Raw genomic sequence first — 23,171 nt, 5'->3', positions numbered from 1 at the left:
CTGCAAGGTGGGCTCCCTTCGCCGGCATGGTCCGGATCAGGTGGTGGAGGTCGCCTTCCGGTCTCACAGACCTTCCAGCCTCTCAGCCCGACCGTCGACAAACGCCCCGCGCGGAGCCTCCGCCCATCGCCCGAGGCCATCCGGTCGAACTCCCTCGCTCGCCCTGCAGGCCACTTCCCACAGTACTCTCGCCCCCGCCCGGCATCAGGGCCGAACGGCCCCATCGCTGCCCGGGACCAGGCTGGCTGACCGAGCCGAACAGCGGCCGATCGGCATCGTCTACCTCTTCGCCGCCATCTTCCCCGGCCTGGCAACCCGTGGCCGCGGAAAACTTTGGCTACGGACGGCACAAGAACGACCAGCCGTTGGGCGTCCGGCAGGCGTTGTGCGACTGGAGAGCAACTCGACCCCGGGCTGCCCCCTCGGCTCACCGATACGCGTGCCAGTCCGCCCTACCCACGCACCGGGTGACGGTCTACCTACTGAGGCTTTCAGGGTGGAGTCGGTGGGGTGAGTGGCAGGCCGGTGCCGGCCGGGCATCCATCGATAAGGGCGGGTCGAAGTGGGATGTGCCGCAGTCCGCGTCGGAGGGTGCGGGTGAGGTGATCCGGATCGGTGAACGCGGTGTTCGCCGTCGGGCCGCGACGCAGGAGTGACCAGATGCCCTCGACCGGATTGAGGTCCGGTGCATATGGGGGCAGTTGGAAGACGGTGAGCCAGTCGTGCTTCGCCGCGTACTGCTTCATGCCGACGGGCAGGTGAGTGTTGAGATTGTCCCAGACCAGGACGATCGGGCCGCCGAGCTGAATATGTGCCCGGACGGCGAGGTCGCGGTAATCGGTCCAGGCGAAGCTCTTGCGGGCTCCCTTGAGTGGCATGTGGAAGCGTGGCCGGTAGATCACCCTGCTCTGCCCGCCGGGCTTGTAGCAGCACAGCGCGGCCACCGAGATCCGGCGCCGGGAACGTCCCCGGACCCGGACCACGGGCGTGTGCCCGCGCCGGCCCCAGGTGCGGGCACGCGGCGGCGTCATCGCGAATGCTGCCTCGTCCTCGAAGACGACCCAGGCCCCGAGCGCCGCCGCGGTGCTTTTACCCGCGGCCACACCTCCTGCTTCCACAGCTCCACCGCGCGCTCGTCCCGCTCGAGTGCCCGGCGGGCCGGGGCCTGCCAGGACCAGCCGTGCCGCTTCAGCAACCGCCACACGGTCGCGATCGACAGCCGTATCCGGAACCGTCGGCCGATCACCGCCTGGACCCGGACCAGCGTCCAGCGCTGCTCCTCGAAGCCATGGGCGGCCGGCCCCTTGCCCGACTCCGCCGCCAACTCGGCGAACTGGGCCGCCGACAACTTCGGCACGCTCGCCGGACCCGCCGAGCGCAGGGCATCCGCACCGCCCTCACGCCAGGCCCGCCGCCAACGCTCCACCGACCGCTCGCTGAACCGCAGCTCCCGGGCGATCACCGCCGTCTTCTCACCCGCCTCGAACCGAACCCCGGCCTCCAGCCGCACCTGTTCACGAAACGCCCGCCGCTCAGCGGTCAGGCCCCCACCCTGCGCGTACCGCATACCACCGGCATACCGCAGGGATCACTACCTGTCACCACCGACAACAGAACGAAAACCTCAGTAGTCCGCCAGTACGTGGCAACCAGCAGCACCCGGTCCTCCAGACAGAGCCGCCGCGGCCGGCCGCGCTGGACGTCACCTCCGCGACGGCGGACCAGCGGCGACCAGCTTGCGGAACCGCGGCTCGCTCAACCCCGAGAACGGCTCGATCCACATCGGATCGCTCACTGGGATCACCCCACCCATGCCGTGACCAACGCCGAACCAGGCGGACAGTTGCGGGACAGCCTTTAGCAGGACCTCTTTCCGCAGGAGTTCGAAGACGAGCCAGAACCGGTTCTCATGAACGGAGCCACCGCGGGTCGTCGCATGGAGAAACCCCAGCTTTCTGGGGTACCCGGGGCCCGCGCGGCGTCGAAGACTGTGGGTATGGACACCATCGAGAAGACCCGAATCGCAGACGACCGACTCGCAGCCAACCGGGAGACCGTGCGTGCCTTCATCGACGCACTGTTCACCAAGGGTGACCTGACGGCCGTCGACACGTACCTCGCCGAGGACTTCCTCAACCACGACCCGCCCGTCGGCTCCGACACCACCCGTGAGGGCATGCGCGCGGCCGCCGCCCTGTTCCGCGGGGCGTTCCCGGACTGGCACGCCGCTCCCGACTTCATGGTCGCCGAGGACGACCTGGTCGTTGAGCACTTCAGCGCCAGCGGCACCCAGCGCGGTGAGATCTTCGGTGCGCCGGCCACCGGCCGCACCGTCACGCTCCGTGGGATCAACATCTTCCGGCTCCGGGACGGCCGCATCGTCGAGCGCTGGGGCCGGCTCGACGAGCTGGGGCTGCTGCGCCAGCTCGGGCTCGCCCAGGGGCCCGGGTAGCCCGCGGTGGTCGGGAGTAGGCTCGTATCCGTGGCAGTTGCGGCCGTGGAACGCCGGCTCGCCGACATCGAACGACGGTGCCGGGGCGGGCTGGACACCACCACGCTGGGCACGGAGATCGTCGGCCGTCTGCGCCGGGTGGTCCCGGCGGAGGCGGCCTTCTCCGCGACCGTCGATCCGGTGACCCTGCTGTTCACCTCGGCGACCGCCGAGGACCCGCTCGGTCCCGCGACGGCGATGTTCCTCGACAACGAGTTCGGGGGCCCGGACGTCAACAAGTTCGCGGGCCTCGCCCGGGCGGCGGATCCGGTCGGCTCGTTGGACCGGGCCACCGAAGGCAACCGGACGGACAGCGCCCGCTACCGCGACATCATGGCCCCGCTCGGACTCGGCGACGAACTGCGCGCCGCGCTGGTCACCGGGCACCGCTGCTGGGGCGTGCTGTGCCTGCACCGGGAGGCCTCCTCCCCGGGCTTCACCCCCGAGGAGATCGCCCTGGTCCGGCGCATCGCCCCGGTGCTGGCGGCCGGCCTGCGCACGGCGGTGACCGCCGCGCCGCCTTCACCGGTCGCCGCCGGCCCGGACGGGGTGGGTCTGATCCTGCTCGACTCCGCGCTCAGGACCGTGTCCATGAGCCCGGAAGCCGAGCAGTGGCTGAGCGACTTCCCCGACGGTGACCGGCAGGAGGCGGGCCGGCTGCCGGTCAGTGTGCTCGCGGCCGCCGCCGGCCCGGTGCCGTCGACCGTCCGCATCCGCGGGCGCTCGGGGCGGTGGCTCGCCCTGCACACCAGCCGCCTGGGTCCGCAGATCGGCGTGGTGGTGGAACCGGCCCGGCCGGCGGAGCTGGGAGCGGTCCTGCTCAGCGCCCACGGACTCACCGAGGCCCAGACCCGGGTCGCGGCCCTGGTCATCCGGGGACACTCCACCCGCCAGCTGGTCGACGAGCTCCACATCTCGGCGAACACCGTGCAGGAACACCTGACCGCGGTGTTCGACAAGTTCGGTGTCCGCAGCCGCCGCGAACTCGTCGCCGTGGTGCTGGCGGACCTGTCGGGGTTCAGGTAGCGGCAACCGGTTCGGCGTCGACCACTCCGGCGTGGACCGGTTCAGCGCCGCCCGGTTCGTCCGCGTCGGGTCAGTGGCGGACGAACGGCAGGTCCGCCGGCCGTACCTGCTCGCGCGGCCCCGCTGCACGCAGCACGACGTCCAGCACCCGCGCCGGGTCGGCGGCGTAGGCGTGCGAGAACCACGCCATGTTGGCCTCGACCACGGCCCAGCGGTGGCCCGGGACGTACGGGTCGAGGAGTTGCCCGACATCCAGGGCGACGGCGCTCGGCAGCGTGTGCCCCGCCGCGGCGACCAGCCGCTCGACGAACTCCGTGATCTGCGCGGCGACGGCCCGGTCCTCGTGCTCCGTCCCGCCGCTCCGCTCCCTCCCGCCCGGCGTGTGCGTGCCGTCCGTCCTGAGCGGGCGCGGATCGAGCCGGCCGAACACCGCGTACCGGCTCGCAGTGGCGATCCGTCCGTCCAGCAGGAACAGCCGGTACTCGGCCGCGAATGTCACGACCTCGGAGAGCAGCACCGGCTCCGCCGGGTCCAGGCCGCCGGGCAGCCGGGAACCGTCCGCGTAGACGTCCGCCGGGAAGGACTTGTCGCGAGGCGGCTTGACGAACATCGGCCGGTCCAGTGCCCTCGCGTCCGCGACGGTCGCCGACCGGACCTCCCGCCCGGTGAACTCCTCCGGCAGGTCGGCGAGCCAGCCGTCCGCCGGTTCCAGCAGCGCGAACCCGAGTCGGTCGGCCAGCCGCTCACCCGCGACCGGGCCGCCGTACCAGTACGCCGGACCCGTCTCCGGACCGAGCGCCTCCGCGGCCCGGACCGCCATCCCGCGACCCGCCGCCTCGGCGGCCAGGAGTTCCATCGTCGATGTCCGCCGCCCAGGCATGACCAGCACCGCGCCCCTCCTCCGCCTTCGTCTTCGCCGCTCTGCGAACCGCCACGCTAGCCCCGCCGCCCCCGCCACCGCAGCCGATAATCCGGCGGAGCGGGTCCGGCCTCATCCGGTCGCCGAGCGTCCGGCCCCACCGGCCCCTGTCACTGCGGCCAACGTCAGGTCGGTACCGGTCAGCTCGCAGCTGGCCGCCCACAGCCGGGCGGCGGTCGTGGTGTCGGCGAGGTGGGTCCAGAGCGGCTCGATCCTGGGCGTACCGCGCAGCCCGAACCCCCGGGGGCTCACCATCTGGCCGCCGCCGATGCCCGGGTCCAGGACGGCCCGTACGGCGGACCAGGCGGCGGAGTCCTTGCCCTGGACGAGCAGCCCGAGCGGCAGGTGGCGCAGCCGCTCTCCGGCGGTTCGGACGTGGAACGGCGGGCGCGAGGGGGTGAGGAAGTCGAGCGCTCCGCCGGGGTGGACGACCACGCTCAGCGTCATGCTGCCGACGGCCCGCAGGCGGCGGTCGAGTTCGACGGCGAAGAGCATCTGGGCCAGTTTCGACCGCGCGTAGGTGCGCTTGGGCCGGTAGTCGCGCGTGCTGTGGAGATCGTCGAGGTCGAGGCGTTCGGACTTGGCGGCGAAGCTGCCGGTGGTGACGATCCGGCTCCCCGGGGCCGCCGTGAGCAGCGGGAGCAGGTGGTGGGTGAGGGCGAAGTGCCCCAGGTGGTTGGTTGCGAACATCAGCTCGTGGCCGTTGGTGGTTTCGCGGCGCGGTGGACTGTCGAGCGCCACACCGGCGTTGTGGACGACCGCGTCGAGGCGGTCCAGCCCCAGCGCGTGCGTGGCGGCCTTCAGCGAGGCGGGATCGGCCAGGTCCAGGGGCAGGTGCTTCACCTCGGCGCCGGGGACGCGCGAGGTGATGGAGGTGATCGCGTTCTCGGCCTTGGCGCGGTCGCGGCTGCCGAGGACGACCGTGGCCCCGGTGCCGGCGAGTTGCTCGGCGACGAAGTACCCGATGCCCGCGTTGCCGCCGGTGACCAGGAAGTTCTTCCCGTCGGCGCGGGGCAGCCGGTGGACGTCCCACTGCGGGGCCTGGGCAGTGGAGGGCTCTTCGGACGCGGCAGGCGTGGCGGGCATGGCAGATGCGGCAGGCATGGCGGGCTCCCGGTGGTTCGGAGTGGTCCGGCGGCGGGCGGGCGTGCGGGCGGGCGGTCGGCCACGCCCGGGTCCGACGCTCCCAGGTGCCACTCACATCCCACCGGCAGGACGCTGTCCGCCACTGACAGCCCACCGGCATCGTCGACCCAACTGCGGTCACCCCCGCCGTCTCCTTCTGGCGACCCCACACCCCGTCGGAGGGGAGGCCGTGACCGGTCAGGCCGTCGGATCCCCTGGGGCCGGTGCGACCTGACCTCACCTCAGGTGCGGGATCCGCCCGGTGCGCCGAAGCCGTCCGCGACGAGGCGGGTGGCCCAGCGGCGGAGGGCAGGGACGAGCGGGGGGTGGGTGAGGCCGGCGGCGGTGGCGAGGCGGTCGGCGGAGGTGGTGTCGTAGCGGTCCTCGGAGAGGAAGGTGAGGGTCTCCGGGTCGGCGCCGGTAAGGGCCCGGGGCAGGCGGCGGACCAGTGCGACGGGGATCAGCCCGCGGGGTGGGCGGACGCCGAGGTGGGCGGCGAGGGTGGCGATCAGGTCGGGGAGCGGCGGGGTGTCCGGGTCGAGGACGGTGTGGGCCGCGAGGGGCGCCTCGTCGTGGGCGGGCACGGCGGTGAGGAAGCGCGCGAGGTGGTCGACGGTGACGACGGGCACGAAGGTGCCCCGGGTACCGGGGAGCAGGGGGAGGCGCCCGCGGTGCAGCTGACGGACCAGTTGGGCGAGCCCGAGGTACTGGCCGGCCTCACCGGTCTGCGAATGCCCGATGACGCTGCTGGGGTTGACGGTGGTCAGCGGCACACCGAGGCGGGGTGCGGTCACCCGGACGGCGGCGTCGCCGAGTTGCTTGGAGGCCTCGTACGCGCCGAGGCGGGCGTAGAGCTCGTCGGTGGCGCGGGGGGTGAGCGGGTGGCGGGGGTCGGGCTCGCGGCCGACGCGGTAGCCGGAGAGGTGGACGAGGCGGCGCAGGTGGGGGCGGGTGGCGCACCAGTCGAGGACGTGCAGGGCGCCGTCGACGTTGGTGGGCTCGGCCTGGGCGCGGGTGAGCCCGAACTGGTAGCGGGCGGCGAGGTTGTGGACGTCGCGGATCGCGGCGAGGCGGTCGTCGTCCTCGGGTGTGAGGCCCAGGCCGGGGCGGGTGAGGTCGGCGGTGACGGTGGTGAGGGTGGTGTCATCGGCACCGTGCTCGCGCAGCCAGCGGCGCAGCGCGGTGTCGGCGCCTCCGCGGACGGCGGCGGCCACGGGTTCGCCGTCCGTGAGGAGTTCCAGGAGCAGCCAACGGCCGAGAAAGCCGGTGGCACCGAGGACGAGGGTGCGGGGTGGCGGCGGATCGGACGGTGTGCGGGTCATGGGCGGACTCCATTTATCTATAGACCGGTCTTTATATTTTTTGGTCACGCCGAGGGCGCGCGGACGACAGCACCGCACGCCTCAGGAGGGGTCGGCAGGCTTCCGGCTGCCGATCAGGTGACGGACGGCGTACTGGGCGTCCTCCAGCGGCTCGCGGCTGCGCCGGACCGACGCGAGCATCACCGCGCCCTCGAGCAGGGCGAGCGCCTGCCCGGCGCCGGTGGCTGCTTCGGCAGGGCCGAGGCCCTCCCGTTCGAGGCACTCCGCCAGAACGCGCTGCCACCGCTCGTACACCCCGGCGCAGACGGCCCGCAGCGGCTCGTTGGTTCCGGCGACCTCCAGCGCGACGGTCGCGATCGGGCAGCCCTTGGCGTAGTCGGAACGCTCCAGCCGGTCGGCGAAGACCTGGATCAGCCGACGGGTGATCGCACCGCTGTCCGCGCCCTCGGCGACCAGGGACGCGAGCAGGTCCTCGACCTCCCGGCCGGCGTCGGCCAGGGCGGCGGCGACCAGTTCGTCCTTGCCCTGCGGGAAATGGAAGTAGAGCGAGCCGCGCGGTGCGCCGCTCTCGGCCACGATCTGGTTGAGGCCGGTGCCGACGTATCCGTGCGCCTCGATCAGCGCCCGGGTGCCAGCGATCAGCCGGGCCCGGGTCTCCTCGCCCTTGACTCCCATGCGGAAACAATAGACCGGTCTGCATATTCGTGTCCACCGAACACCGCCGACGCCCTGCCCGGAGCCGCGGCCGCCGCCGCACCGCGGCCAGCGGCCGACCCGCCGTCACTTCACCGTGGTGAGCCACTCATCGACGGTGGTGACCTCCGCCTGACGGGGGAAGACCTTGCCGGTCAGCACGCGGTGGACCTCCGGGTCCGCGTCGGCGCAGCCGTCGGAGAGCACGGTGAGGCGGTAGTCGAGGTCGGCGGCCTGGCGGACGGTGGACAGCACGACGCCGCTGGTCGCGATACCGGTGAGGACGAGGTCCTCGATCCCGGCGCCGCGCAGCACGAGGTCGAGGTCGCTGCCGGCGAAGGCGCTGATCCGCTTCTTGGTGACCACGGTGTCGCCCTCCCGGGGTGTCAGCTCGGGATGGACGGCGGCGCCGGGGTCGGCAGGGGTGAACGCGCCCGGCGGCAGGGCGCCGAAGCTCTTGGTGCGCGCGGCGATCTCGGGGTGGCCGGGCCGGAAGCCGAGGACGACGTACACGACCGGGATGTCCGCGGCCCGGGCGGCCTCGACGGCACGGGCGAGCCGGGGCAGGTAGTCGGGTTGGTCGATGCGGCTCACGATGCCGACCTGGATGTCCATCACGAGCAGGGCGGTGCCGTTCACGGCGGTGTCTCCTTTGATGCAAGGCGGTGCGGTGCGATTCGGTGCAGTGCGGTGCGAGGTGCGGAACGGGTCCTGGGACTCGCTACCGGCCGCGGCTCTGGGGGTCCCCCGCCGCGGCCGGTGCGGGCGGTGCGGCCGGTGCGGCGATGTCCGGCGGCGGGGCGCCGACCTGCCGCAGCGAGCGGTCGGCGACGGTGACCAGCAGGTACAGGACAGCGGCGGCGAGCATGAACCACGCCAGCTGGTGCAGGCCCACGGTGTCGGCGCCGTGCCCGAGGAAGGCGCCGGTGGCCGCGGCGGCGACGATCGCGCCGAGGTAGCTGAAGGTGCGCAGCAGGCCGGCCGAGGAGCCGATCCAGGCGGGGTCCGCCTGGTGGTAGACGGCGCTCTGCAGGGCGAGCCCGTTGAGGCCCTGCGGGATGCCGAAGGCGAGCGCCACCACCAGCAGCAGCCAGATCGGGGAGTGCGGGCCGAGCAGCAGAACGAGTGTGCAGGCCGCGATCTGCCCGAGCGCACCGGCGAGGAGTTTGCCGCGGATCCGGCGGCGGCGGCCGGTGACCGCGGAGACAACGATCGCCGTGCCGAAGAGCGGGAGTTGGACGAGGCCGGCCTGCGGGGCGCTCAGCCCGCGGCCCTCCTGCATCCACTGGGTGCAGCCGTAGAGGAAGGCGTAGGCGACGGTGTAGGCGAGCAGGGCGCGGGTGTAGGTGGCGAGCAGTGGCAGGTTGCCGCCGAGTACCCGCAGGTCGATGAACGGATTGGCGGCGCGGTGCTCGCGGCGGCCGAAGCAGGCGGCCGCGAGGACGGTGACGGCGGGCAGGTACCAGTCGCCGGGCGAGGGGTGCATCAGGAACAGCAGCAGCGGGACGAGTGCCGCGGCGAACAGCGCCATCCCGGCGAGGTCGAGGGTGGTGGCGAGGCTGCCGCGGGTGCGCGGCGCCGGGGCGGTGCGCGGTAGCCGGCGGGCCCCGAGGTACAGCCCGGCGAGGGCGAGCGGGATGTTGACGGCGAGGGTGGTGCGCCAGCCGCCGAGGCCGATCAGCAGGCCGCCGAGGGAGGGGCCGATGACGGCGACGGTCTGGGTGGTGACGGCGAGCGCGGTCAGTACGGCGGCGGGGCTGTCGCGGCCGGTGCGGTCGGCCTCGCTGCGCACGAGGTACATGGCGGCCGGGTAGCCGGCGCAGGTGCCGAAGCCGAGCAGGACACGGGCGGTGATCAGCACGCCGAGGTTCGGGGCGAGCATGCCGACCACCCCGGCGATTCCGGTCAGTACGGTGCCGGCCAGGATCAGCCGGCGCGGCCCGTGCAGGTCGATGAGCCGGCCGACGACGGGCTGGCCGATCGCGGTGCCAGGTAGAGCGCGGAGACCAGCCAGGCGGTGGCGGCGGGCGCCGCTCCGAAGGCGGCGCCGATCGGCACCAGGGAGACGGCGAGGATCGCCGAGTTCACCGGGTTGAGGATCGCGCCGAGCATCATCGGGGCGAGCAGCCGGCGGTCGAAGGCGTCCTTCGGTGCGCCCGTACGGCCGGGGCGCGGGGCGGAGCGGAGAGTGCGCAGGTTCATGCGTCGGACAGCCTGTCCAGCAGGGCCAGTGCCTCGACGACGGTCTGCCGCTCCTGCTCGGTGAAGTGGGCCTGCAGCGAGCGGGCCAGCCACTCCTCGCCGGCGCGTCGGCAGTCCGCGAGGAAGGCCTGGCCGGTGTCGCTGAGCGAGACCAGCTGTCGGCGGCCGTCGCCGGGGTCGGGGCGGCGCAGCACGAGTCCGCGCTCGTCGAGGACGGCGAGCGTGGCGGCCATCGACTGCGGCCGGACCCGTTCGGCGGCGGCCAGGTCGCTGGCGGAGGCCGGGCCGTCCTTGCTCAGCCGGCTGAGTACGGAGGTCTGGGTGGGGGTGAGCCCGTCCGTGTCGTACGTCTGCCGGAGGCGACGGCGCAGCCGGCTGAAGACCACGCGCAGCTCCTGCGCCGCGCGGACGGCGGAGTCGGTGGCGGGGGCGGTGGGCTGTTCCATGCTTCCCACGCTAGAACCATCAGGCTGAACTGTCCAGTTTTGCTGTATAGCTGGGCTGCCCACTGTCGGACCGGACCAGACCGGGCCGGCCGGTCCGGCCCGGTCCGGTCCGACAGTGACCCGGCGTCAGGCGAGTGCGGCTCCGCCGTCGAGGGTGAGCACGGTGCCGGTCGCATAGCCGTTGCCCAGGAGGTAGAGGTAAGCCGCCGCCGCCTCCTCGGGGCTGCCGACGCGCTGCACGGGAAGGCCGCTGCCCTGCGCCCGGAGGAAGGACTCCGGGTCGGGCACGCTGCTGTCCCAGAGCTCGGTGCGGATCGCGCCGAGGCGGACCGCGTTGACCCGCAGGGGGGCGAGTTCCAGGGCCAGGGCCCGCGTCAGTCCCTCGACGGCTGCGGTGATGCTCGCGCCGAGCGAGGCTCCGGGTGCGGGCCGGGTCGCGAAGGCGCCGGAGGTGAAGGTGATCGAGCCGCCGGGGCGGAGCTTCGGCGTCGCGTACTTCGCGGCGAGCAGGGCACCCCAGAACCGGCGCTCGAAGAACGTTCGGGACTCCGCGGCGGCGAGGTCGGCGAGCGGCTTCAGCAGCAGGGGTTCGCCCGCCGTGTAGACGAGGTGGTCGAACTCGCCGATCCGGTCGAAGAAGGCGGCGAGCGCAGCCTCGTCGGCGACGTCCAGCACGAGGCCTTCGACCCGGCCGCCGCCGAGCTTCTTCACCGCCAGGTCGACCCGGCCCTGGTTGCTGGAGGCGACGACCACGTTCGACCCCTGGGCCGCTGCGGCCTGCGCGACGGCGAATCCGACGCCGGAGGTACCACCGATGACGACGACACGCTGGGTGTCTGCTGTGTTGTTCGTGTTGTTCGTGTTGTCCATGGCGAGGACGCTACGCGTGGCGATCGAGACGCTGAATGGCCTGAAGTCTTGATTCCCTGTCCGATCGTCTCGATCGCTGCGCGCTAGGGTGAGGGGATGGACATCCTCAGCGACACGCTCGCGGCCCTGCGCACCGGGCGTCCGTCCGTTGTCCGTACCGATGCACAGGCGCCGTGGGGTGTGCGCTTCCAGCCCATCGCGGGAGCGGGATTCCACGTCGTCGTCGAAGGGCGCTGCTTCCTCCTGCCGGTCGGCGGCGATCCGGTGGCCCTGGGGCCCGGTGACGTCGTGTTCCTACGGCGCGGCACCGATCACGCCATCTGTGACGCCGTCACCAGCGAGCCGGTCGCCTTCGAACCCGACCGCGTCAACACCTCCTCGCCGATCGGGCGTTTCACCCTCGAGGGCGCAGGCGCGCGCAGCGTGCTGGTGTGCGGGGCGTACCACCTCGACATCGACCGGCCGCATCCGCTGCTCGGCGACCTCCCGGAGGTCATCCACCTCCCGGCCGGCCCCGGTCGCCATCCGGCGCTGCGCTCGGCGGTCGACCAGCTCTGCGCCGAGATCCACCGGCCCCAGCCGGGTTCGGACTCGGTGGTCACCGCGCTCGTCGATCTCCTGCTGCTCTACATCCTGCGGTCCTGGTACGCCGAGTTGCCCGGGGAGCAGACGCAGGGCTGGGCCTCGGCGCTCAGCGACCCGTTGATCGCCCCGGCGCTGAAGGCGATCCACGACGACCCGGCGCACCCGTGGACCGTCGAGTCGCTGGGGCGCCGGGCCGGGCTGTCGCGCGCCGCGTTCGCCCGGCGGTTCACCACGGTGGTCGGCGAGCCGCCGCTCGGCTACCTGACGACGTGGCGGATGGCCGTCGCGGCGCGGATGCTACGCGAGACGGCCGACCCGCTGGGCACCGTGGCCGAGAACGCCGGCTACACCTCGGAATTCGCGTTCGCGAAGGCGTTCAAGCGGCACTTCGGCGCGCCGCCGGGGGCATATCGGCGCGAGCGGCGGACGGCGTCGGCTCCGCCGTCGGTGCCGGTCTGACTATCGTGGGCGGGAGTTCACAGGTCGGTGGCCCGCTCGTCGCGGGGCTCGTACAGGCCCACCGCGCCGCCTCCCGGCAGGCGGAAGCCGGTCAGCCGTCCCCAGCGCAGATCGGTGACGGGCCGGGTGAACTCCACTCCCCTGGCAGCCAGGTCCGCCACGGTCGCGTCCACGTCGTCGCACATCAGGTAGAGCTCGTGCGACTGAGGGCCGTCCGTCGGATGGACGGCGACCTCGGTCGGCGGGAGCTTGAAGATCAGCCAGCCGCCGCCCGCGTCGACGTACGGATACTCCAGCACGTCCCGGAGGAAGGCGCGGTCCGCTTCGGCGTCACGGCTGTGGATGACGACGTGCCCACCAGTGATCATGCGGCCATGGTAGGTCCCGTGACGGGCGTCACTACGGCACGACACCGTGGCGGGGCTCCGGGCGGCGTGGCCTGCCGAACCGCCCGTCACTCCGCGGCGGAACCGTGGGCCTCCAGTACCTTGCGCACGGCCGCGTGCAGGGCGTCCCGGTCCTCGTAGAACGTCATGAAAGTGTCGTAGCGCGGGTCGATGAGCCCGCCCGCTCGTGGCGGGGCTCGTACAGGCCCACCGCGCCGCCTCCGGGCAGGCGCAAGCCGGTCAGCCGTCCCCAGCGCAGATCGGTGACGGGCCGGGTGAACTCCACTCCCCTGGCAGCCAGGTCCGCCACGGTCGCGTCCACGTCGTCGCACATCAGGTAGAGCTCGTGCGACTGAGGGCCGTCCGTCGGATGGACGGCGACCTCGGTCGGCGGGAGCTTGAAGATCAGCCAGCCGCCGCCCGCGTCGACGTACGGATACTCCAGCACGTCGGTGTCTGTTCCCGCAGTGCCGAGTCCCCCGCAGGGTGTGTCTCGACATCCTGATCGACCCGGCCGTCGAGTCGCCCTGCGACCGCTGGTCCTCGCTCGGGGTGATCCCCGGGATGCTGGACCGGATGGCCGCGGAGTACCGCGGGGTGCCGACCACCGACGTGGTGCTCTTCGAGTGTGTCGGCGCCCCCGGCATGCTCGCCCGGGTCGTCGACGGCGCACCGGCCGGCGCGAGGATCCGTGCTGGTCGGCGTCTGATGCGCCCCGACACGGTCGCCCCCGGGGTGGTGGCCGGCAAGGAGCTGGACATCCGCCGGTCGTTCGGCGGCAGCCCGGGTGAGTACCGCCAGTCGACCCCTCGCTGGTCGCCGGCTGATCGTCCGAACGACGGTGGCGTCCCCGGGATCTCCCGGGGACGCCACCGTCGTTCGCAGCACGGCCGTGCTCAGTGGACCGTGATGTCGCCGCGCGCGGTCTTCACCACCACGCTGTGCGGCGCGTCCGTAGCGGTGTTCGGCAGCGAGACGCTCGGCGACGACCAGGAGCTCTGCGCGTCGACGTGGTAGGTGGCGTCGTGAGGCACCTTGAGGTCGACCCCGCCGTAGCCCGTGGTGACCTTCAGGGAGGCAGGTGCCGCCGTGAAGGAGGCGCTGACCGCGCCGTCGGTGGTCACCTCGGCGTTCGGGGCGCTGCTGTCGGCGAGGGTCACCGCGCCGCCCGTGCTCCGCACGGCCAGCGGGCCGGACGACTGGTCCACCTCGACCCCGCCCAGCCCGGTGGTCAGATCCAGCCGGCCGGTCAGGCCCTTCGCCTGGATCCCGGCGTCCCCGGTGCTCACCTGCGCGGCCAGGCCGGCCGGCACCGTGATCTGCAGGTGCCCCGAGCACTCGTTGGAGCAGCCGGCGGTGACCGTGACGTCCGAGCCGGACCGGGTGACGGAGACCTGCGGGACATGGCCCGTGTAGCTGCCGCTCATGGCCACCATGACCTGCGAGGAGCCGTCCTGACTCAGCGTCACGCCGAGTCCGTCGGCCTGGACCGTCACCTGGCTGGCGCCGGCCGCGTCCTGCTGCCAGTTGCCGCTGTACGGGTGGTGCGCCGGAAGCGAGGAGACCACGACCCAACTGGCCACGGCGACGACCGCGACGAGGACGGCCAGCCCTATGAGGAGGCATCCGCGGCGCTTCTTCGGTGTGGTACTGATCTCAAGCTCCCAGGTAGCGCAGAACGGCGAGCACGCGGCGGTGGTCTCCCGCCTCCTGCTGCAGATCGAATTTCACGAAGATGCTGCGGATGTACTTCTCCACCGCCGCCGTGCCTATCACCAGATCGGCCGCGATCCCGGCGTTGGAACGGCCCTCCGCCATGGCCGTGAGGACCTCCCGCTCGCGCGGCGTCAGGGTGGACAGCGGATCCCGCTGCCGGCTGCCGGCCAGCAACTGCTTGACCACCTCCGGGTCGAGAACCGTCTCGCCCGCGGCGACCCGGCGCAGCGCGTCCACGAACTCCTCGGCGTCCGATACCCGGTCCTTGAGCAGGTAACCGACCCCGTTGTCATTGGTGTTGACCAGGTCGATGGCGTAGCGCTCCTCGACGTAGTGGGAGAGCACCAGGACGCCGGTCTCCGGCCAGCGGGCGCGTACTGCCAGTGCAGCGCGCAGGCCCTCGTCCAGGAAGGTGGGCGGCATCCGGACGTCCGTCACACAGGCGTCCGGCCGGTGTTCGGCCACTGCGCGCAGGAGTTGCTCCCCGTCGCCGACCGCGGCGACGACCTCGATCCCCTGTTCGCTGAGCAGCAGTTCGATGCCCTGGCGCAGCAGCGCGGAGTCCTCGGCCAGCACTACCCGCATGGCAATTCCACCTCGATCACGGTCGGTCCACCCACCGGACTGCTGAGCCGGAACCGCCCGTCCACCCCGGACACCCGGTCCGCCAGACCGGTCAGACCCGTGCCGGCCGCGAGGTCGGCTCCGCCACGCCCGTCATCGCCGACCTTAACGTCCAATCGGGCGCCCTCCCGCCGGATCTCCACCCAAGCGCGGGTCGCATGAGCATGTTTGGCCACATTGGTGAGCGCCTCGGTCACCGTGAAGTAGGCGACCGCCTCGATGGTGGAGGAGGGGCGTGGCTCCACCAGGACGTCAAGGCGCACCGGCACCGGAGCCAGCGCGGCGACGGCGGAGAGCGACCCCTCCAGGCCGCGGTCGGTCAGCACCGGCGGGTGCAGGCCACGGGCCAGGTTGCGCAACTCGGCGATGGTGCTGAGGGTTTCCCGCCGGGCGTCCTCGACCAGCTTGTTGGTCTCGTGGTCACCGGCCTTCTTCAACCGCGAGCTGGCCCGGCCCAGGGTGATCGACATCGCCACCAGCCGTTGCTGGGCACCGTCGTGCAGGTCCCGCTCGATCCGTTTGCGCTCCGCCTCGGCGGCGTCCACCACCCGGGCTCGGCTCTCCGTCAGATCGTTGACCCGCTGTTCCAGTTCCATGCCGCGGGGCCGGGAGAGCAGTGCGACGGCCAGCGCGGTGTCCAGCGCCAGCAGGAGTTTGACCATCAGTGGGGAGAGGACCGCGCCGACCAGCAGCGCCACCGCCGCGACCAGCAGCGCCCGGGGCAGGGAATCCACCACGAACGGCCCGAGCTGGGCCTGCCCGCCGGGCAGGCCCCGGTAGTAAGCCGGAAGCAGCACCAGGGTCAGCGGCACGGCCCAGATCAGCGCCACCCCGACCACGGTCACCACCGCCACCGGCATCAGCAGTACGAAGTAGGTGATCAGCCGCCAGGTGCAGGGGTTGTGGACGAGGGACTGCAGCGACTTGGCCAACCGCCACGAACCGACCGGCGCCGGCAGCTCGTCGAGTTCCAGCCCGCAGGTCACGGCGAACCGGGTGCGCTCGACGGCGGCCAGCCGGAACAGCGCCCACCCCGCCGCCACCGTGAGCGGCAGGCCCACCAGGCCTGCCGGCGCCAGGCAGACGGCGACGACCAGCACGACCAGCACGGCCAGTCCCGCCAGCGCCACCAGACCGTCAAGTGCCAGGTGGATCGACGCCCGCCACAGCACGGGGGAGGCCAGCGCGCGCAGCGGATTGCCCGGCACCACCTCGCGGGGTGGCCGGGCGTCCGTCCGGGCTCTGCCGGTGGCGCGGCCGGCGATGTACTCGGTCAACTGCTTCAGACCCGCTCTCGTGGGCAGTGCGGGCGGCGACCAGGTCACCGTCCGCGCCTCGATTCGACAAGGGGACGGTACCCAAGCCGACCACCCGTCGACAGCGAGGAGAACCCATCAGCGGGGGTAGGGTTTACCCCCCGTCCGGCCGGTGGGTTCACACTGCCGACCCGGCGCCGCCCGGTGCGACATCGTGGGGACATGACCGATCGTTCCATGAGACGCAATCCCCGTATCAGCGCTGTCGCGGTGCTGGCGCTCGCCGCCCTCGTCAGCGGAACCGGCGCCGGGTTCGCCGCCACGACCACACCGTCGGCCACACCGGCGGCCACGCACGCGTTCGACACCGCACCGGCCACGGCCACGGCCACCGCGCCCACGCGGTCCTTCCAAGGCACGCTCCCCGCGCCGACCGGCCCCTACGCCGCCGGCGAGGACGTCATCCACCTCACCGACGCGAGCCGTCTTGACCCGTGGGTGCCGTCATCCGGCCCCCGCCAGCTGACCGTCACGATGGTCTACCCGGCCGTCCCCGGGACCGGGACTCCGGCCCCTTACATGACCCTCGCCGAGGCGGCCGGAGCCATCCAGCGCAGCAAGTTGCCGGCGAGCTCCGGCATCACCCCGCAGAACCTTTCCAGCGTCACCACTCACGCCTTCGACGGTGCGCGGCCGCAGCGCGGCAAGCATCCGCTGGTGGTTCTCTCACCCGCGTACGAGAACCCGCGCATGACGCTCACCTCGCTCGCGACCGACCTGGCCAGTCACGGCTACGTCGTCGCGCTCGTCGGCCACACCTACGAGGACAACGGCGAGACGCTGGCGAACGGCCAGACGCCGCCGTGCGCGATCTGCGACGGCCCGGCGGGGCTCGACTTCAACTCCGTCGCCGCCAGCCGTGCGCTGGATGTGTCCTTCGTCATCGACCAGTTGACGCATGGCAATACCGCGTGGCCCCTGGCACACCTCATCGACAAGCACAAGATCGGCATGGCCGGACACTCCCTCGGCGGAGCGGCGGCGGCCGCCACGATGATCGCCGACCCGCGAGTACGGGCCGGAGTGAACATGGACGGCTCCTTCCACCCGGACCCGATGCCCGGCCAGATCAACCGGCCGTTCCTCATGCTGGGTGCGCCCCCCTCCGACCACTCGGCCGGCGGCGAGTGGGAGCAGACCTGGGCCGCCCTCGGCGGCTACAAGAAGTGGCTGACGGTCGCCGACGCCGACCACTTCAGCTTCTCCGACCTGGAGGTGCTTCTGGAGGAGGCCGGGTTCCCGGCGCCGCACCTCTCCCCGGAACGCGGGGTGGCGATCACCCGCGAGTACGTGACAGCGTTCTTCGACCAGACACTGAAGGGGAACCACAGTCCGCTGCTGGACGGCCCCTCGCCGAACAATCCGGAGGTACTCTTCCAGTACTAGCCAGGCGCTAGCAGCGAGGCCTGCTCGTATCGGGTCCCCCGGCGTTGTCGCTTTCCTGTCGCCTCGGGGTCGCTGCTGACGTTCCGCGCCAGCTCCCGGCCCTTGAACAGCGGGCCGCCGGTCCGGTCCAGCCCGGCCAGCCCCAGCAGGAACAGCTCCGCGAAGTCGTCCGCGAGGTACTTGACCGTCACATGTTCCTTCGGCTGCCGCCGCCGTGCCAGGTTCACCCTGACCTGCTGCGGCACCCCGGAGAAGAAGGTCGTGGCTTGCCGGTAGGTGAACGGCTCCGCCGTGGCGTAGCCCTCGTCCACCGCCCACCGGTTGAAGCCCGACAGGATGCTGACGCTCTGGTTCCACGTCGACGCCGCGAACCGCGCTTCCAACGGGCCGGACGGCCGGTGGACCGCGTACGCGCTCAGCGCGGCCTTCAACTGCAGCCGGCCGTCGAACAGCCCGACCCCGAAGCTGGCCGCGAAGTCCGTCACTCCGCGGCGGAGCCGTGGGCCTCCAGTACCTCGCGCACGGCCGCGTGCAGGGCGTCCCGGTCCTCGTAGAACGTCATGAAGGTGTCGTAGCGCGAGTCGATCAGCCGCAGCGCGGCCGCCTTGGTCAGCTCCACGTTCTCCGGGTCGGCGCCGATCGGGGCGCGCAGGACGTCGAGCATGACCGGCCGCAGCGCCGGGTGGTCCTGGTCCTGGACCAGCTGCACCAGGGCGATCCGCTGCGGCCAGCCGTCCAGGGTCCGGTAGAACTCCACGAGGGCGTCCACGTGCCCGGGCCGGACCTCGGGGCGCGCGAACTCGATCTCGGTCCAGGACAGCGACCTGACCAGGGACCGGAACCGCTCCACCGCGTGCATGCGGGGCATCCTAGCCGTCCGCGGGCCCGCGGGCCCGCGGGTCGCGGCCCCGCCGTGCGGGGGCCGCGGCGTCAGGCCGGGTGGATGAGGCGGCTCTCGTACGCGAACACCACGGCCTGGATCCGGTCGCGGAGTTCGAGCTTGTGCAGGATGCGTCCCAGATGGGACTTGACGGTCGCCTCGGCCAGGTACAGGGTGGCCGCGATCTCGGAGTTGGACAGGCCGCGGCCCACCTGGACGAGGACCTCGTGTTCGCGGGCGCTGAGCCGGCCCAGCCGTTCGTCGCGGGCGGCGCTGCGGCCTGCGGGGATGTGCGGGCGGAGGTCCTCCAGCAGGCGCCGGGTGATCCGCGGGGAGAGGACCGCGTCGCCCGCGGCGACGTTGCGGATCGCGGTGAGGAGCTCCTCGGGCCTGGTGTTCTTCAGGAGGAAGCCCGAGGCTCCGGCGTTGAGTCCGGCGAAGGCGTACTCGTCCAGGTCGAAGGTGGTGAGGATCAGCACCCTGCTCTGCGGGGAGCCCTCGACGACCTGCCGGGTCGCCTCGATCCCGTCGGTCCCGGGCATCCGGACGTCCATGAGGACGACGTCGGGGCGCAGTTCGCGGGCGAGGTGGACGGCCTGGAGGCCGTCCGCGGCCTCGCCGACCGATGCCATGTCGGGCTGGGCGTCCAGGACGGTGCCGAAGGCCATCCGGAGCAGCGCTTCGTCGTCGGCGATCAGGATGCGGATCGTCATGCGGACGCCGCCCCGCTGCTGCCCAGGCGCAGGCGGGTGTGGACTCCCCAGCCGCCGCCCGGGAGCGGCCCGGCCTGCAAGGTCCCCCCGTAGGCGGCCGCGCGCTCGCGCATGCCGGGGATGCCGTGGCCGGAGGGCGCGGCGGCGGGAGGGGGCGGGCAGGGGCCGCTGTCGGTGACGTCGACGGTGACGGTCTCGGCCGCGCACCGGATCCGGACGTCCGCGCGGGTGCCGGCGGGTGTGTGCTTGAGGGTGTTGGTCAAGGCTTCCTGTACCAGGCGGTAGACGGTGAGTTGTGCGGTGGCGGGCACGTGTGTGTGGCTGCCGTCGACCTCGAGGCGGGTCGGCAGCCCGGCCGCGCACATCTGGTCGGCGAGGGCCTCGAGTTGGGTGATGCCGGGGAGCGGGTGGCGCTGCGCGTCGGGTTCGTCGGTCCGCAGGACGCCGAGCGAGCGCCGCATGTCGGTCAGGGCCTGCCGGCCCGTCTCGGCGACCTGGCGCATCGCGGTGGTGGTCCGGTCGGGCGAGCGGTGCTGGGCGTAGAGGGCGGCGTCGGTGAGGGCGACCATGACGGAGAGGTTGTGGGTGACGATGTCGTGCATCTCGCGGGTGATGCGTGTCCGCTCCTCGGCGACGGCCAGTCGTGCCCGCTGCTCGCGTTCCTGTTCCAGGCGTGCGGCCCGTTCCTCGATGGCCGCGAGGTAGGCGCGGGTGGTCCGGACGTTGACACCGAGGACGGCGGCGGCGACCGCCATCGCGGTGACCGCGACGAACGGCGTCAGGAATGCGCCGTCCGGCGCCCAGCGCAGGCAGGCCAGCAGGACCCCCGCCTCCACGACGGCACCGGCGACGAGCGTGGCCCGTCGGCCCGCGTGCGCGGCCGCCGTGTACAGTGCCACCAACACTGCGATGTCCGCGGGCAGTTGGACGTCCATCAGCCACTGGACGAAGGCGGCGGCCACCACCGCCGCGAACACCGTGAGCGGCGCCCGGCGGCGCCACAGCAGCGGCAGCGCGAGGGCGGCGGTCAGGACCGCGGCCACCGGCAGCTCGTGCGGCGGGTGGGTGGTCAGGACGTTGAGGAGCAGCAGCGCCGCGAGCAGCGCGTCCACCACCACGGGCGGCAGCCTGCGCCCGGCAGGGGTCACCGATCGGGCCGTTCGCGCGGCGGCCGGGCCGGCCGGCCTCGCCAGCCATGGCGCTTTTGCCCACCGCACCTGACCCTGTGCCCGGTTCTGCGGCCGGCCCCCGGGGCGCACCCGGTGGGCACGGCCGGGTCCTGCGGCCGCCTCGGTCATCCCACGTCCCCATCGCTCCGGCATCACGGTGGCCCCGGCCGGGGCCACCCCCGCCGGCACGCACCCGCGGCCCTGTCACGCTAGGCCACGGGCCGCGCGCCGCGCATGAGTCCACCGTCTGAGGAAACCGTGCCGGGATACGACCGCAGGAGGAGGACGGGCACCGACCGTGGTCGCAACGCGGCCGCCGATGCGGCGGGCACGGTTGCCACTCGGGTTGCACCGGGACCGCCGCGGATTGCCACCCCGGTCGCCTGCGGCGGCGAGCCGGGACCGATGTGGCGGCGGACACCCGGCGCCGACGATGGGCGGGTGACCGAGATCATCCCGGGACTGTCCATGTCCCCCCTGGAAATACTTGCCCTGCTGGGCGCCGTCGCCCTGGTGCTGGCGCGCTGGCTTCCCCCCGCGGCCCGCCCGCGCGTCACGATCGCGGCGGGCGCGGTGCTCGTCCTGTCCGCGCTCCTGTTGGGCGTCGTCGGGATCCGCTGGCAGCTGCTGCCGGTCCTGGCCGGCGCCGCCTTCGCGTTGCCGTTCGCCGTGCTGCCCGTGCTGCGACGCCGGGCCGGCCGGCCGGCGTGGCGGGCCCGCTGGTGGCTGGCGCTGCCGGGATCGGTGGCCTGCGTCGGCCTGATCGCCACCGGTCCGGCGGCCGCCTGGGCCTTTCCGGTCCCCGTGTTCCCCGAACCGACGGGCGGCTTCGCGGTCGGCACCCGCGTGGTGCAGTGGACCGACCCGCACCGGCCCGAGACCTTCACCGCCGATCCGGACGACCTGCGCACGGTCGTCGTCCAGCTCTGGTACCCCGCGCAGAAGAGCCCGGCGGGCACGCAGCGGGCCCAGTACCTCGGGCGCACGGCGCAGGAGGCACGCACCGTCTCCGACGCCCTCGCCCGCGGAGTCGGCCTGCCGGGGTTCCTCGTCGACGGTCCTGCGCGCGCCCGCAGCCGTTCGGTCTTCGACGCCCCGGTGGACACCGGCGGGGGCCGATTCCCCGTCGTCCTGTTCTCACCCGGGTCGGGCGGGGTGCGCACCCAGAACACCGCCTGGGCGGAGGAACTGGCCAGCCACGGCTACGTGGTCGCCGCCCTCGACCACCCCTACGACTCCGCCGCCGTCGTCCTCGCCGACGGCCGGACGGTCACCACCGAGACCACCTCCAGCGGCGACCCGGACCAGGACGAGAAGCTGGCGGCCGGCTGGACGGCGATCCGGGCCGCCGACCTCAGCTTCGTCCTCACCCGGCTGGACGCTCTGGACCGGGGTGAGCCGGCGGATCCGCTGACCGGACGTCTGGACACCGGCCGGGCCGCGGTGACCGGCCACTCCATGGGCGGCGCCGCCGCCCTGCAGGCGGCCCGCCAGGACCACCGGTTCGCCGCGGTCGTCGACCTCGACGGTTACCCCCACGGCCCCGCCTCCCCCGCCCTCGACCGGCCGGCGCTCGCGCTCACCCAGTCCATCACCCCGGCCACCGACCCGCGCTACCTCCCCCGCCTCACCGAGGCGCTCGACCACGGCACCGCGACGAGTTACCGGCTCACCATCCCCGGCGCCGGCCACCTGACCTTCATGGACGGGCCCCTGTACCTGCCGCCCGTGCCCTCCGTCGTCGGCTCCCTCGGCCGTACCAGGAGCCCCCGCGTCGTCGCCGGGGCCACCCTCGCCTTCCTCGACGCCGTTCTGCGGGACACGCCCGGCGACCCGGCCGGCGCGCTGCCGGCCTACGGCGACCTCACCGTCCACCATCCGGGCACCAACCCCTGATCAGCCGTCCGGGGACGTCCGGCTGCCGGCCGAGGGCGTCGGCGGCGGGGCCGGCGCGGACCGTGTCGTCCGGACCGCGCCGGGCCCCGCCGCCGGTACCGCCGCGGTGCCGGGCCGGGGCGCGTCGCACAGGGCCTACGGACGGCGGGCCAGCAGGTGGGCGTCGAGGAAGCCCCGTTCGGAGGCCGGGTCGTGGATGAGCCGGGCGAAGGGGACGAGACCGGCGTCGGCCAGCAGGGCGGCGAGGAGGTCCACCGGCCAGCTGTAGGCGGGCGTCACCTTGTGGTCGAACCGGACCGGCTCCGGTCCGTCGGTCCCGAAGAAGGAGACCAGGAGCAGCCCGCCCGCTGCCAGGACGCGTACCTGCTCGGCGAGCAGCTCCGGCAGCTCCTCCGGCGGAGTGTGGATCATCGAGTAGTGGGCCAGGACGCCGCCGAGCGCGCCGTCCCCGACCGGTAGTGCCTCCATGCGCGCCTCTTGGAAGCGCAGCGCCGGATGGGCCCGCCGGGCGTGGTCGACCATGCCCGGGGAGAGGTCGAATCCGGAGGCGTCCAGGCCCAGTTCGTGCAGCATGGCCGTCAGATGTCCGGGCCCGCACCCGACGTCCGCCGCCCGCGGGTTGCCCGTCGCCCGCACCAGTTCGGCGAAGGTGCCGATCATGGCGCGGGCGAACGGCTGTCCCTCCAGCCGGTCCGCGAACAGCGATGCGTAGAGCGCGACGACGCCGTCGTAGGCCGCCCTGGTCTCGTTCTGATGATCCGTCACGGGAGGCACTCCGGAGCCGGTCCGGCCACAGTGCCGTGGCGGGCCGAGGTAAGGGGACGGGTGGTCGTGTGTCGCACGTGCCCTAGTTGTATTGATCACGAGCGTTGTTGACAGTGGTCGGGCTTGATCAAAGTGAAGACCTCCGGTGTGGTGGAGCTGTCTAGGACTGCACCGCACCGGAG

At 72.9% G+C, this 23,171-nt stretch carries 24 protein-coding genes and 2 pseudogenes; 5 read left to right on the top strand and 21 right to left on the bottom strand.

The window, feature by feature from the left end; genetic code table 11:
* Positions 1-491 precede the first annotated feature (491 nt).
* From AB0D08_RS20095 to AB0D08_RS20085, 3 genes and pseudogenes are all read right to left on the bottom strand, one after another.
* Entirely contained in the window at positions 492-1,031 is a 540-nt protein-coding gene (locus tag AB0D08_RS20095; RefSeq protein ID WP_359890366.1) for a transposase, read from the bottom strand.
* Positions 1,028-1,567, bottom strand: a complete 540-nt coding sequence (locus tag AB0D08_RS20090) for a winged helix-turn-helix domain-containing protein (RefSeq protein WP_359890314.1) — start codon at positions 1,565-1,567, stop codon at positions 1,028-1,030. Before AB0D08_RS20090 ends, AB0D08_RS20095 begins: the two co-directional genes overlap by 4 nt.
* Positions 1,568-1,629: 62 nt before the next feature.
* Positions 1,630-1,813 (bottom strand): annotated as a pseudogene (locus AB0D08_RS20085) (IS5/IS1182 family transposase); the annotation flags it as partial.
* A gap of 183 nt (positions 1,814-1,996) precedes the next feature.
* On the opposite strand from AB0D08_RS20085, the gene AB0D08_RS20080 reads away from it, so the two are divergent.
* Positions 1,997-2,452, top strand: coding sequence for an ester cyclase (locus AB0D08_RS20080; protein WP_033826114.1), 456 nt, complete (start codon positions 1,997-1,999; stop codon positions 2,450-2,452).
* Between the two features lie 30 nt (positions 2,453-2,482).
* Complete coding sequence (locus tag AB0D08_RS20075) at positions 2,483-3,517, top strand: LuxR C-terminal-related transcriptional regulator (RefSeq protein ID WP_359890311.1); 1,035 nt, start codon at positions 2,483-2,485, stop codon at positions 3,515-3,517.
* Positions 3,518-3,587: 70 nt separating this feature from the next.
* Here AB0D08_RS20075 and AB0D08_RS20070 read toward each other — a convergent pair whose 3' ends face one another.
* From AB0D08_RS20070 to AB0D08_RS20035, 8 genes and pseudogenes are all read right to left on the bottom strand, one after another.
* Positions 3,588-4,373 carry an ATP-grasp domain-containing protein gene (locus AB0D08_RS20070; protein WP_359890364.1) on the bottom strand — a complete coding sequence of 262 codons (786 nt, stop codon included), beginning with the start codon at positions 4,371-4,373 and terminating at the stop codon, positions 3,588-3,590.
* A 135-nt stretch (positions 4,374-4,508) separates the two neighbouring features.
* Entirely contained in the window at positions 4,509-5,540 is a 1,032-nt protein-coding gene (locus tag AB0D08_RS20065) for an SDR family NAD(P)-dependent oxidoreductase (RefSeq protein WP_359890309.1), read from the bottom strand.
* 263 nt (positions 5,541-5,803) lie between these two features.
* On the bottom strand, positions 5,804-6,883 hold the full coding sequence (locus tag AB0D08_RS20060) for an SDR family oxidoreductase (RefSeq protein WP_359890306.1): 1,080 nt from the start codon (positions 6,881-6,883) through the stop codon (positions 5,804-5,806).
* Positions 6,884-6,964: 81 nt separating this feature from the next.
* The gene (locus AB0D08_RS20055; protein ID WP_033826112.1) at positions 6,965-7,558 is read right to left on the bottom strand and encodes a TetR/AcrR family transcriptional regulator; all 594 of its coding nucleotides are present in this window, start codon (positions 7,556-7,558) and stop codon (positions 6,965-6,967) included.
* 105 nt (positions 7,559-7,663) lie between these two features.
* Complete coding sequence (locus AB0D08_RS20050; RefSeq protein WP_359890303.1) at positions 7,664-8,215, bottom strand: isochorismatase family cysteine hydrolase; 552 nt, start codon at positions 8,213-8,215, stop codon at positions 7,664-7,666.
* 82 nt (positions 8,216-8,297) lie between these two features.
* Positions 8,298-9,778 (bottom strand): annotated as a pseudogene (locus AB0D08_RS20045) (MFS transporter).
* Complete coding sequence (locus tag AB0D08_RS20040) at positions 9,775-10,224, bottom strand: MarR family transcriptional regulator (RefSeq protein WP_033826111.1); 450 nt, start codon at positions 10,222-10,224, stop codon at positions 9,775-9,777. The pseudogene AB0D08_RS20045 and the gene AB0D08_RS20040 overlap by 4 nt, the downstream one beginning before the upstream one ends.
* Before the next feature lie 126 nt (positions 10,225-10,350).
* A complete protein-coding gene (locus AB0D08_RS20035) occupies positions 10,351-11,094 on the bottom strand; it encodes an SDR family oxidoreductase (protein ID WP_033826110.1) in 744 nt (247 codons plus the stop codon).
* A 96-nt stretch (positions 11,095-11,190) separates the two neighbouring features.
* Between AB0D08_RS20035 and AB0D08_RS20030 the strand changes: the two genes are divergently transcribed.
* A complete protein-coding gene (locus AB0D08_RS20030) occupies positions 11,191-12,138 on the top strand; it encodes an AraC family transcriptional regulator (RefSeq protein WP_033826109.1) in 948 nt (315 codons plus the stop codon).
* A 17-nt stretch (positions 12,139-12,155) separates the two neighbouring features.
* Here the strand turns inward: AB0D08_RS20030 and AB0D08_RS20025 are convergent, their stop codons facing one another.
* The 5 genes from AB0D08_RS20025 to AB0D08_RS20005 all read right to left on the bottom strand — a co-directional run bounded on the left by AB0D08_RS20025 (position 12,156) and on the right by AB0D08_RS20005 (position 16,189).
* The gene (locus AB0D08_RS20025; protein ID WP_359890300.1) at positions 12,156-12,506 is read right to left on the bottom strand and encodes a VOC family protein; all 351 of its coding nucleotides are present in this window, start codon (positions 12,504-12,506) and stop codon (positions 12,156-12,158) included.
* 163 nt (positions 12,507-12,669) lie between these two features.
* Positions 12,670-12,972 carry a VOC family protein gene (locus tag AB0D08_RS20020; protein WP_359890298.1) on the bottom strand — a complete coding sequence of 101 codons (303 nt, stop codon included), beginning with the start codon at positions 12,970-12,972 and terminating at the stop codon, positions 12,670-12,672.
* A gap of 448 nt (positions 12,973-13,420) precedes the next feature.
* A complete protein-coding gene (locus AB0D08_RS20015; protein WP_033826107.1) occupies positions 13,421-14,107 on the bottom strand; it encodes a DUF4097 family beta strand repeat-containing protein in 687 nt (228 codons plus the stop codon).
* 73 nt (positions 14,108-14,180) lie between these two features.
* On the bottom strand, positions 14,181-14,825 hold the full coding sequence (locus AB0D08_RS20010; protein WP_033826106.1) for a response regulator transcription factor: 645 nt from the start codon (positions 14,823-14,825) through the stop codon (positions 14,181-14,183).
* A complete protein-coding gene (locus AB0D08_RS20005) occupies positions 14,816-16,189 on the bottom strand; it encodes a sensor domain-containing protein (RefSeq protein ID WP_359890294.1) in 1,374 nt (457 codons plus the stop codon). Before AB0D08_RS20005 ends, AB0D08_RS20010 begins: the two co-directional genes overlap by 10 nt.
* Before the next feature lie 153 nt (positions 16,190-16,342).
* Between AB0D08_RS20005 and AB0D08_RS20000 the strand changes: the two genes are divergently transcribed.
* On the top strand, positions 16,343-17,566 hold the full coding sequence (locus AB0D08_RS20000) for an alpha/beta hydrolase (RefSeq protein WP_359890292.1): 1,224 nt from the start codon (positions 16,343-16,345) through the stop codon (positions 17,564-17,566).
* Here AB0D08_RS20000 and AB0D08_RS19995 read toward each other — a convergent pair.
* From AB0D08_RS19995 to AB0D08_RS19980, 4 genes are all read right to left on the bottom strand, one after another.
* Positions 17,563-18,051 (bottom strand): hypothetical protein, encoded by a 489-nt coding sequence (locus AB0D08_RS19995; RefSeq protein ID WP_359890290.1) that lies wholly within the window; start codon positions 18,049-18,051, stop codon positions 17,563-17,565. The genes AB0D08_RS20000 and AB0D08_RS19995 overlap by 4 nt on opposite strands.
* Complete coding sequence (locus AB0D08_RS19990; RefSeq protein ID WP_359890287.1) at positions 18,048-18,425, bottom strand: hypothetical protein; 378 nt, start codon at positions 18,423-18,425, stop codon at positions 18,048-18,050. Before AB0D08_RS19990 ends, AB0D08_RS19995 begins: the two co-directional genes overlap by 4 nt.
* 71 nt (positions 18,426-18,496) lie before the next feature.
* Positions 18,497-19,159, bottom strand: a complete 663-nt coding sequence (locus AB0D08_RS19985; protein ID WP_033826102.1) for a response regulator transcription factor — start codon at positions 19,157-19,159, stop codon at positions 18,497-18,499.
* Positions 19,156-20,307: a histidine kinase gene (locus AB0D08_RS19980; RefSeq protein WP_359890284.1), complete on the bottom strand. Its 1,152-nt coding sequence runs from the start codon at positions 20,305-20,307 to the stop codon at positions 19,156-19,158. Before AB0D08_RS19980 ends, AB0D08_RS19985 begins: the two co-directional genes overlap by 4 nt.
* A 426-nt stretch (positions 20,308-20,733) precedes the next feature.
* Here AB0D08_RS19980 and AB0D08_RS19975 point away from each other — a divergent pair, with 426 nt between their 5' ends.
* Positions 20,734-22,224 (top strand): hypothetical protein, encoded by a 1,491-nt coding sequence (locus AB0D08_RS19975; RefSeq protein WP_359890282.1) that lies wholly within the window; start codon positions 20,734-20,736, stop codon positions 22,222-22,224.
* Positions 22,225-22,359: 135 nt separating this feature from the next.
* On the opposite strand, the gene AB0D08_RS19970 is transcribed toward AB0D08_RS19975, so the two are convergent.
* A complete protein-coding gene (locus AB0D08_RS19970; protein ID WP_359890281.1) occupies positions 22,360-22,989 on the bottom strand; it encodes a class I SAM-dependent methyltransferase in 630 nt (209 codons plus the stop codon).
* Positions 22,990-23,171: the final 182 nt, after the last annotated feature.

The organism is Kitasatospora sp. NPDC048540 (assembly GCF_040651175.1).
Taxonomy (GTDB): domain Bacteria; phylum Actinomycetota; class Actinomycetes; order Streptomycetales; family Streptomycetaceae; genus Kitasatospora.
Note: the sequence above shows the minus strand (reverse complement) of the source record. Positions and strands in the feature narration are given on the sequence as shown.

Excerpts from the sequence above, each read along its gene's own strand:
- AB0D08_RS20030 (WP_033826109.1), top strand. The coding sequence starts at position 11,191 with ATGGACATCCTCAGCGACACGCTCGCGGCCCTGCGCACCGGGCGTCCG.
- AB0D08_RS19975 (WP_359890282.1), top strand. The coding sequence starts at position 20,734 with ATGTGGCGGCGGACACCCGGCGCCGACGATGGGCGGGTGACCGAGATC.
- AB0D08_RS20090 (WP_359890314.1), bottom strand. The coding sequence starts at position 1,567 with ATGCGGTACGCGCAGGGTGGGGGCCTGACCGCTGAGCGGCGGGCGTTT.
- AB0D08_RS20025 (WP_359890300.1), bottom strand. The coding sequence starts at position 12,506 with ATGATCACTGGTGGGCACGTCGTCATCCACAGCCGTGACGCCGAAGCG.
- AB0D08_RS20040 (WP_033826111.1), bottom strand. The coding sequence starts at position 10,224 with ATGGAACAGCCCACCGCCCCCGCCACCGACTCCGCCGTCCGCGCGGCG.
- AB0D08_RS20035 (WP_033826110.1), bottom strand. The coding sequence starts at position 11,094 with ATGGACAACACGAACAACACGAACAACACAGCAGACACCCAGCGTGTC.
- AB0D08_RS20010 (WP_033826106.1), bottom strand. The coding sequence starts at position 14,825 with ATGCGGGTAGTGCTGGCCGAGGACTCCGCGCTGCTGCGCCAGGGCATC.
- AB0D08_RS20060 (WP_359890306.1), bottom strand. The coding sequence starts at position 6,883 with ATGACCCGCACACCGTCCGATCCGCCGCCACCCCGCACCCTCGTCCTC.
- AB0D08_RS20000 (WP_359890292.1), top strand. The coding sequence starts at position 16,343 with ATGACCGATCGTTCCATGAGACGCAATCCCCGTATCAGCGCTGTCGCG.
- AB0D08_RS20070 (WP_359890364.1), bottom strand. The coding sequence starts at position 4,373 with ATGGAACTCCTGGCCGCCGAGGCGGCGGGTCGCGGGATGGCGGTCCGG.
- AB0D08_RS20065 (WP_359890309.1), bottom strand. The coding sequence starts at position 5,540 with ATGCCTGCCGCATCTGCCATGCCCGCCACGCCTGCCGCGTCCGAAGAG.
- AB0D08_RS20095 (WP_359890366.1), bottom strand. The coding sequence starts at position 1,031 with ATGACGCCGCCGCGTGCCCGCACCTGGGGCCGGCGCGGGCACACGCCC.
- AB0D08_RS20055 (WP_033826112.1), bottom strand. The coding sequence starts at position 7,558 with ATGGGAGTCAAGGGCGAGGAGACCCGGGCCCGGCTGATCGCTGGCACC.
- AB0D08_RS19985 (WP_033826102.1), bottom strand. The coding sequence starts at position 19,159 with ATGACGATCCGCATCCTGATCGCCGACGACGAAGCGCTGCTCCGGATG.
- AB0D08_RS20080 (WP_033826114.1), top strand. The coding sequence starts at position 1,997 with ATGGACACCATCGAGAAGACCCGAATCGCAGACGACCGACTCGCAGCC.
- AB0D08_RS19990 (WP_359890287.1), bottom strand. The coding sequence starts at position 18,425 with ATGCACGCGGTGGAGCGGTTCCGGTCCCTGGTCAGGTCGCTGTCCTGG.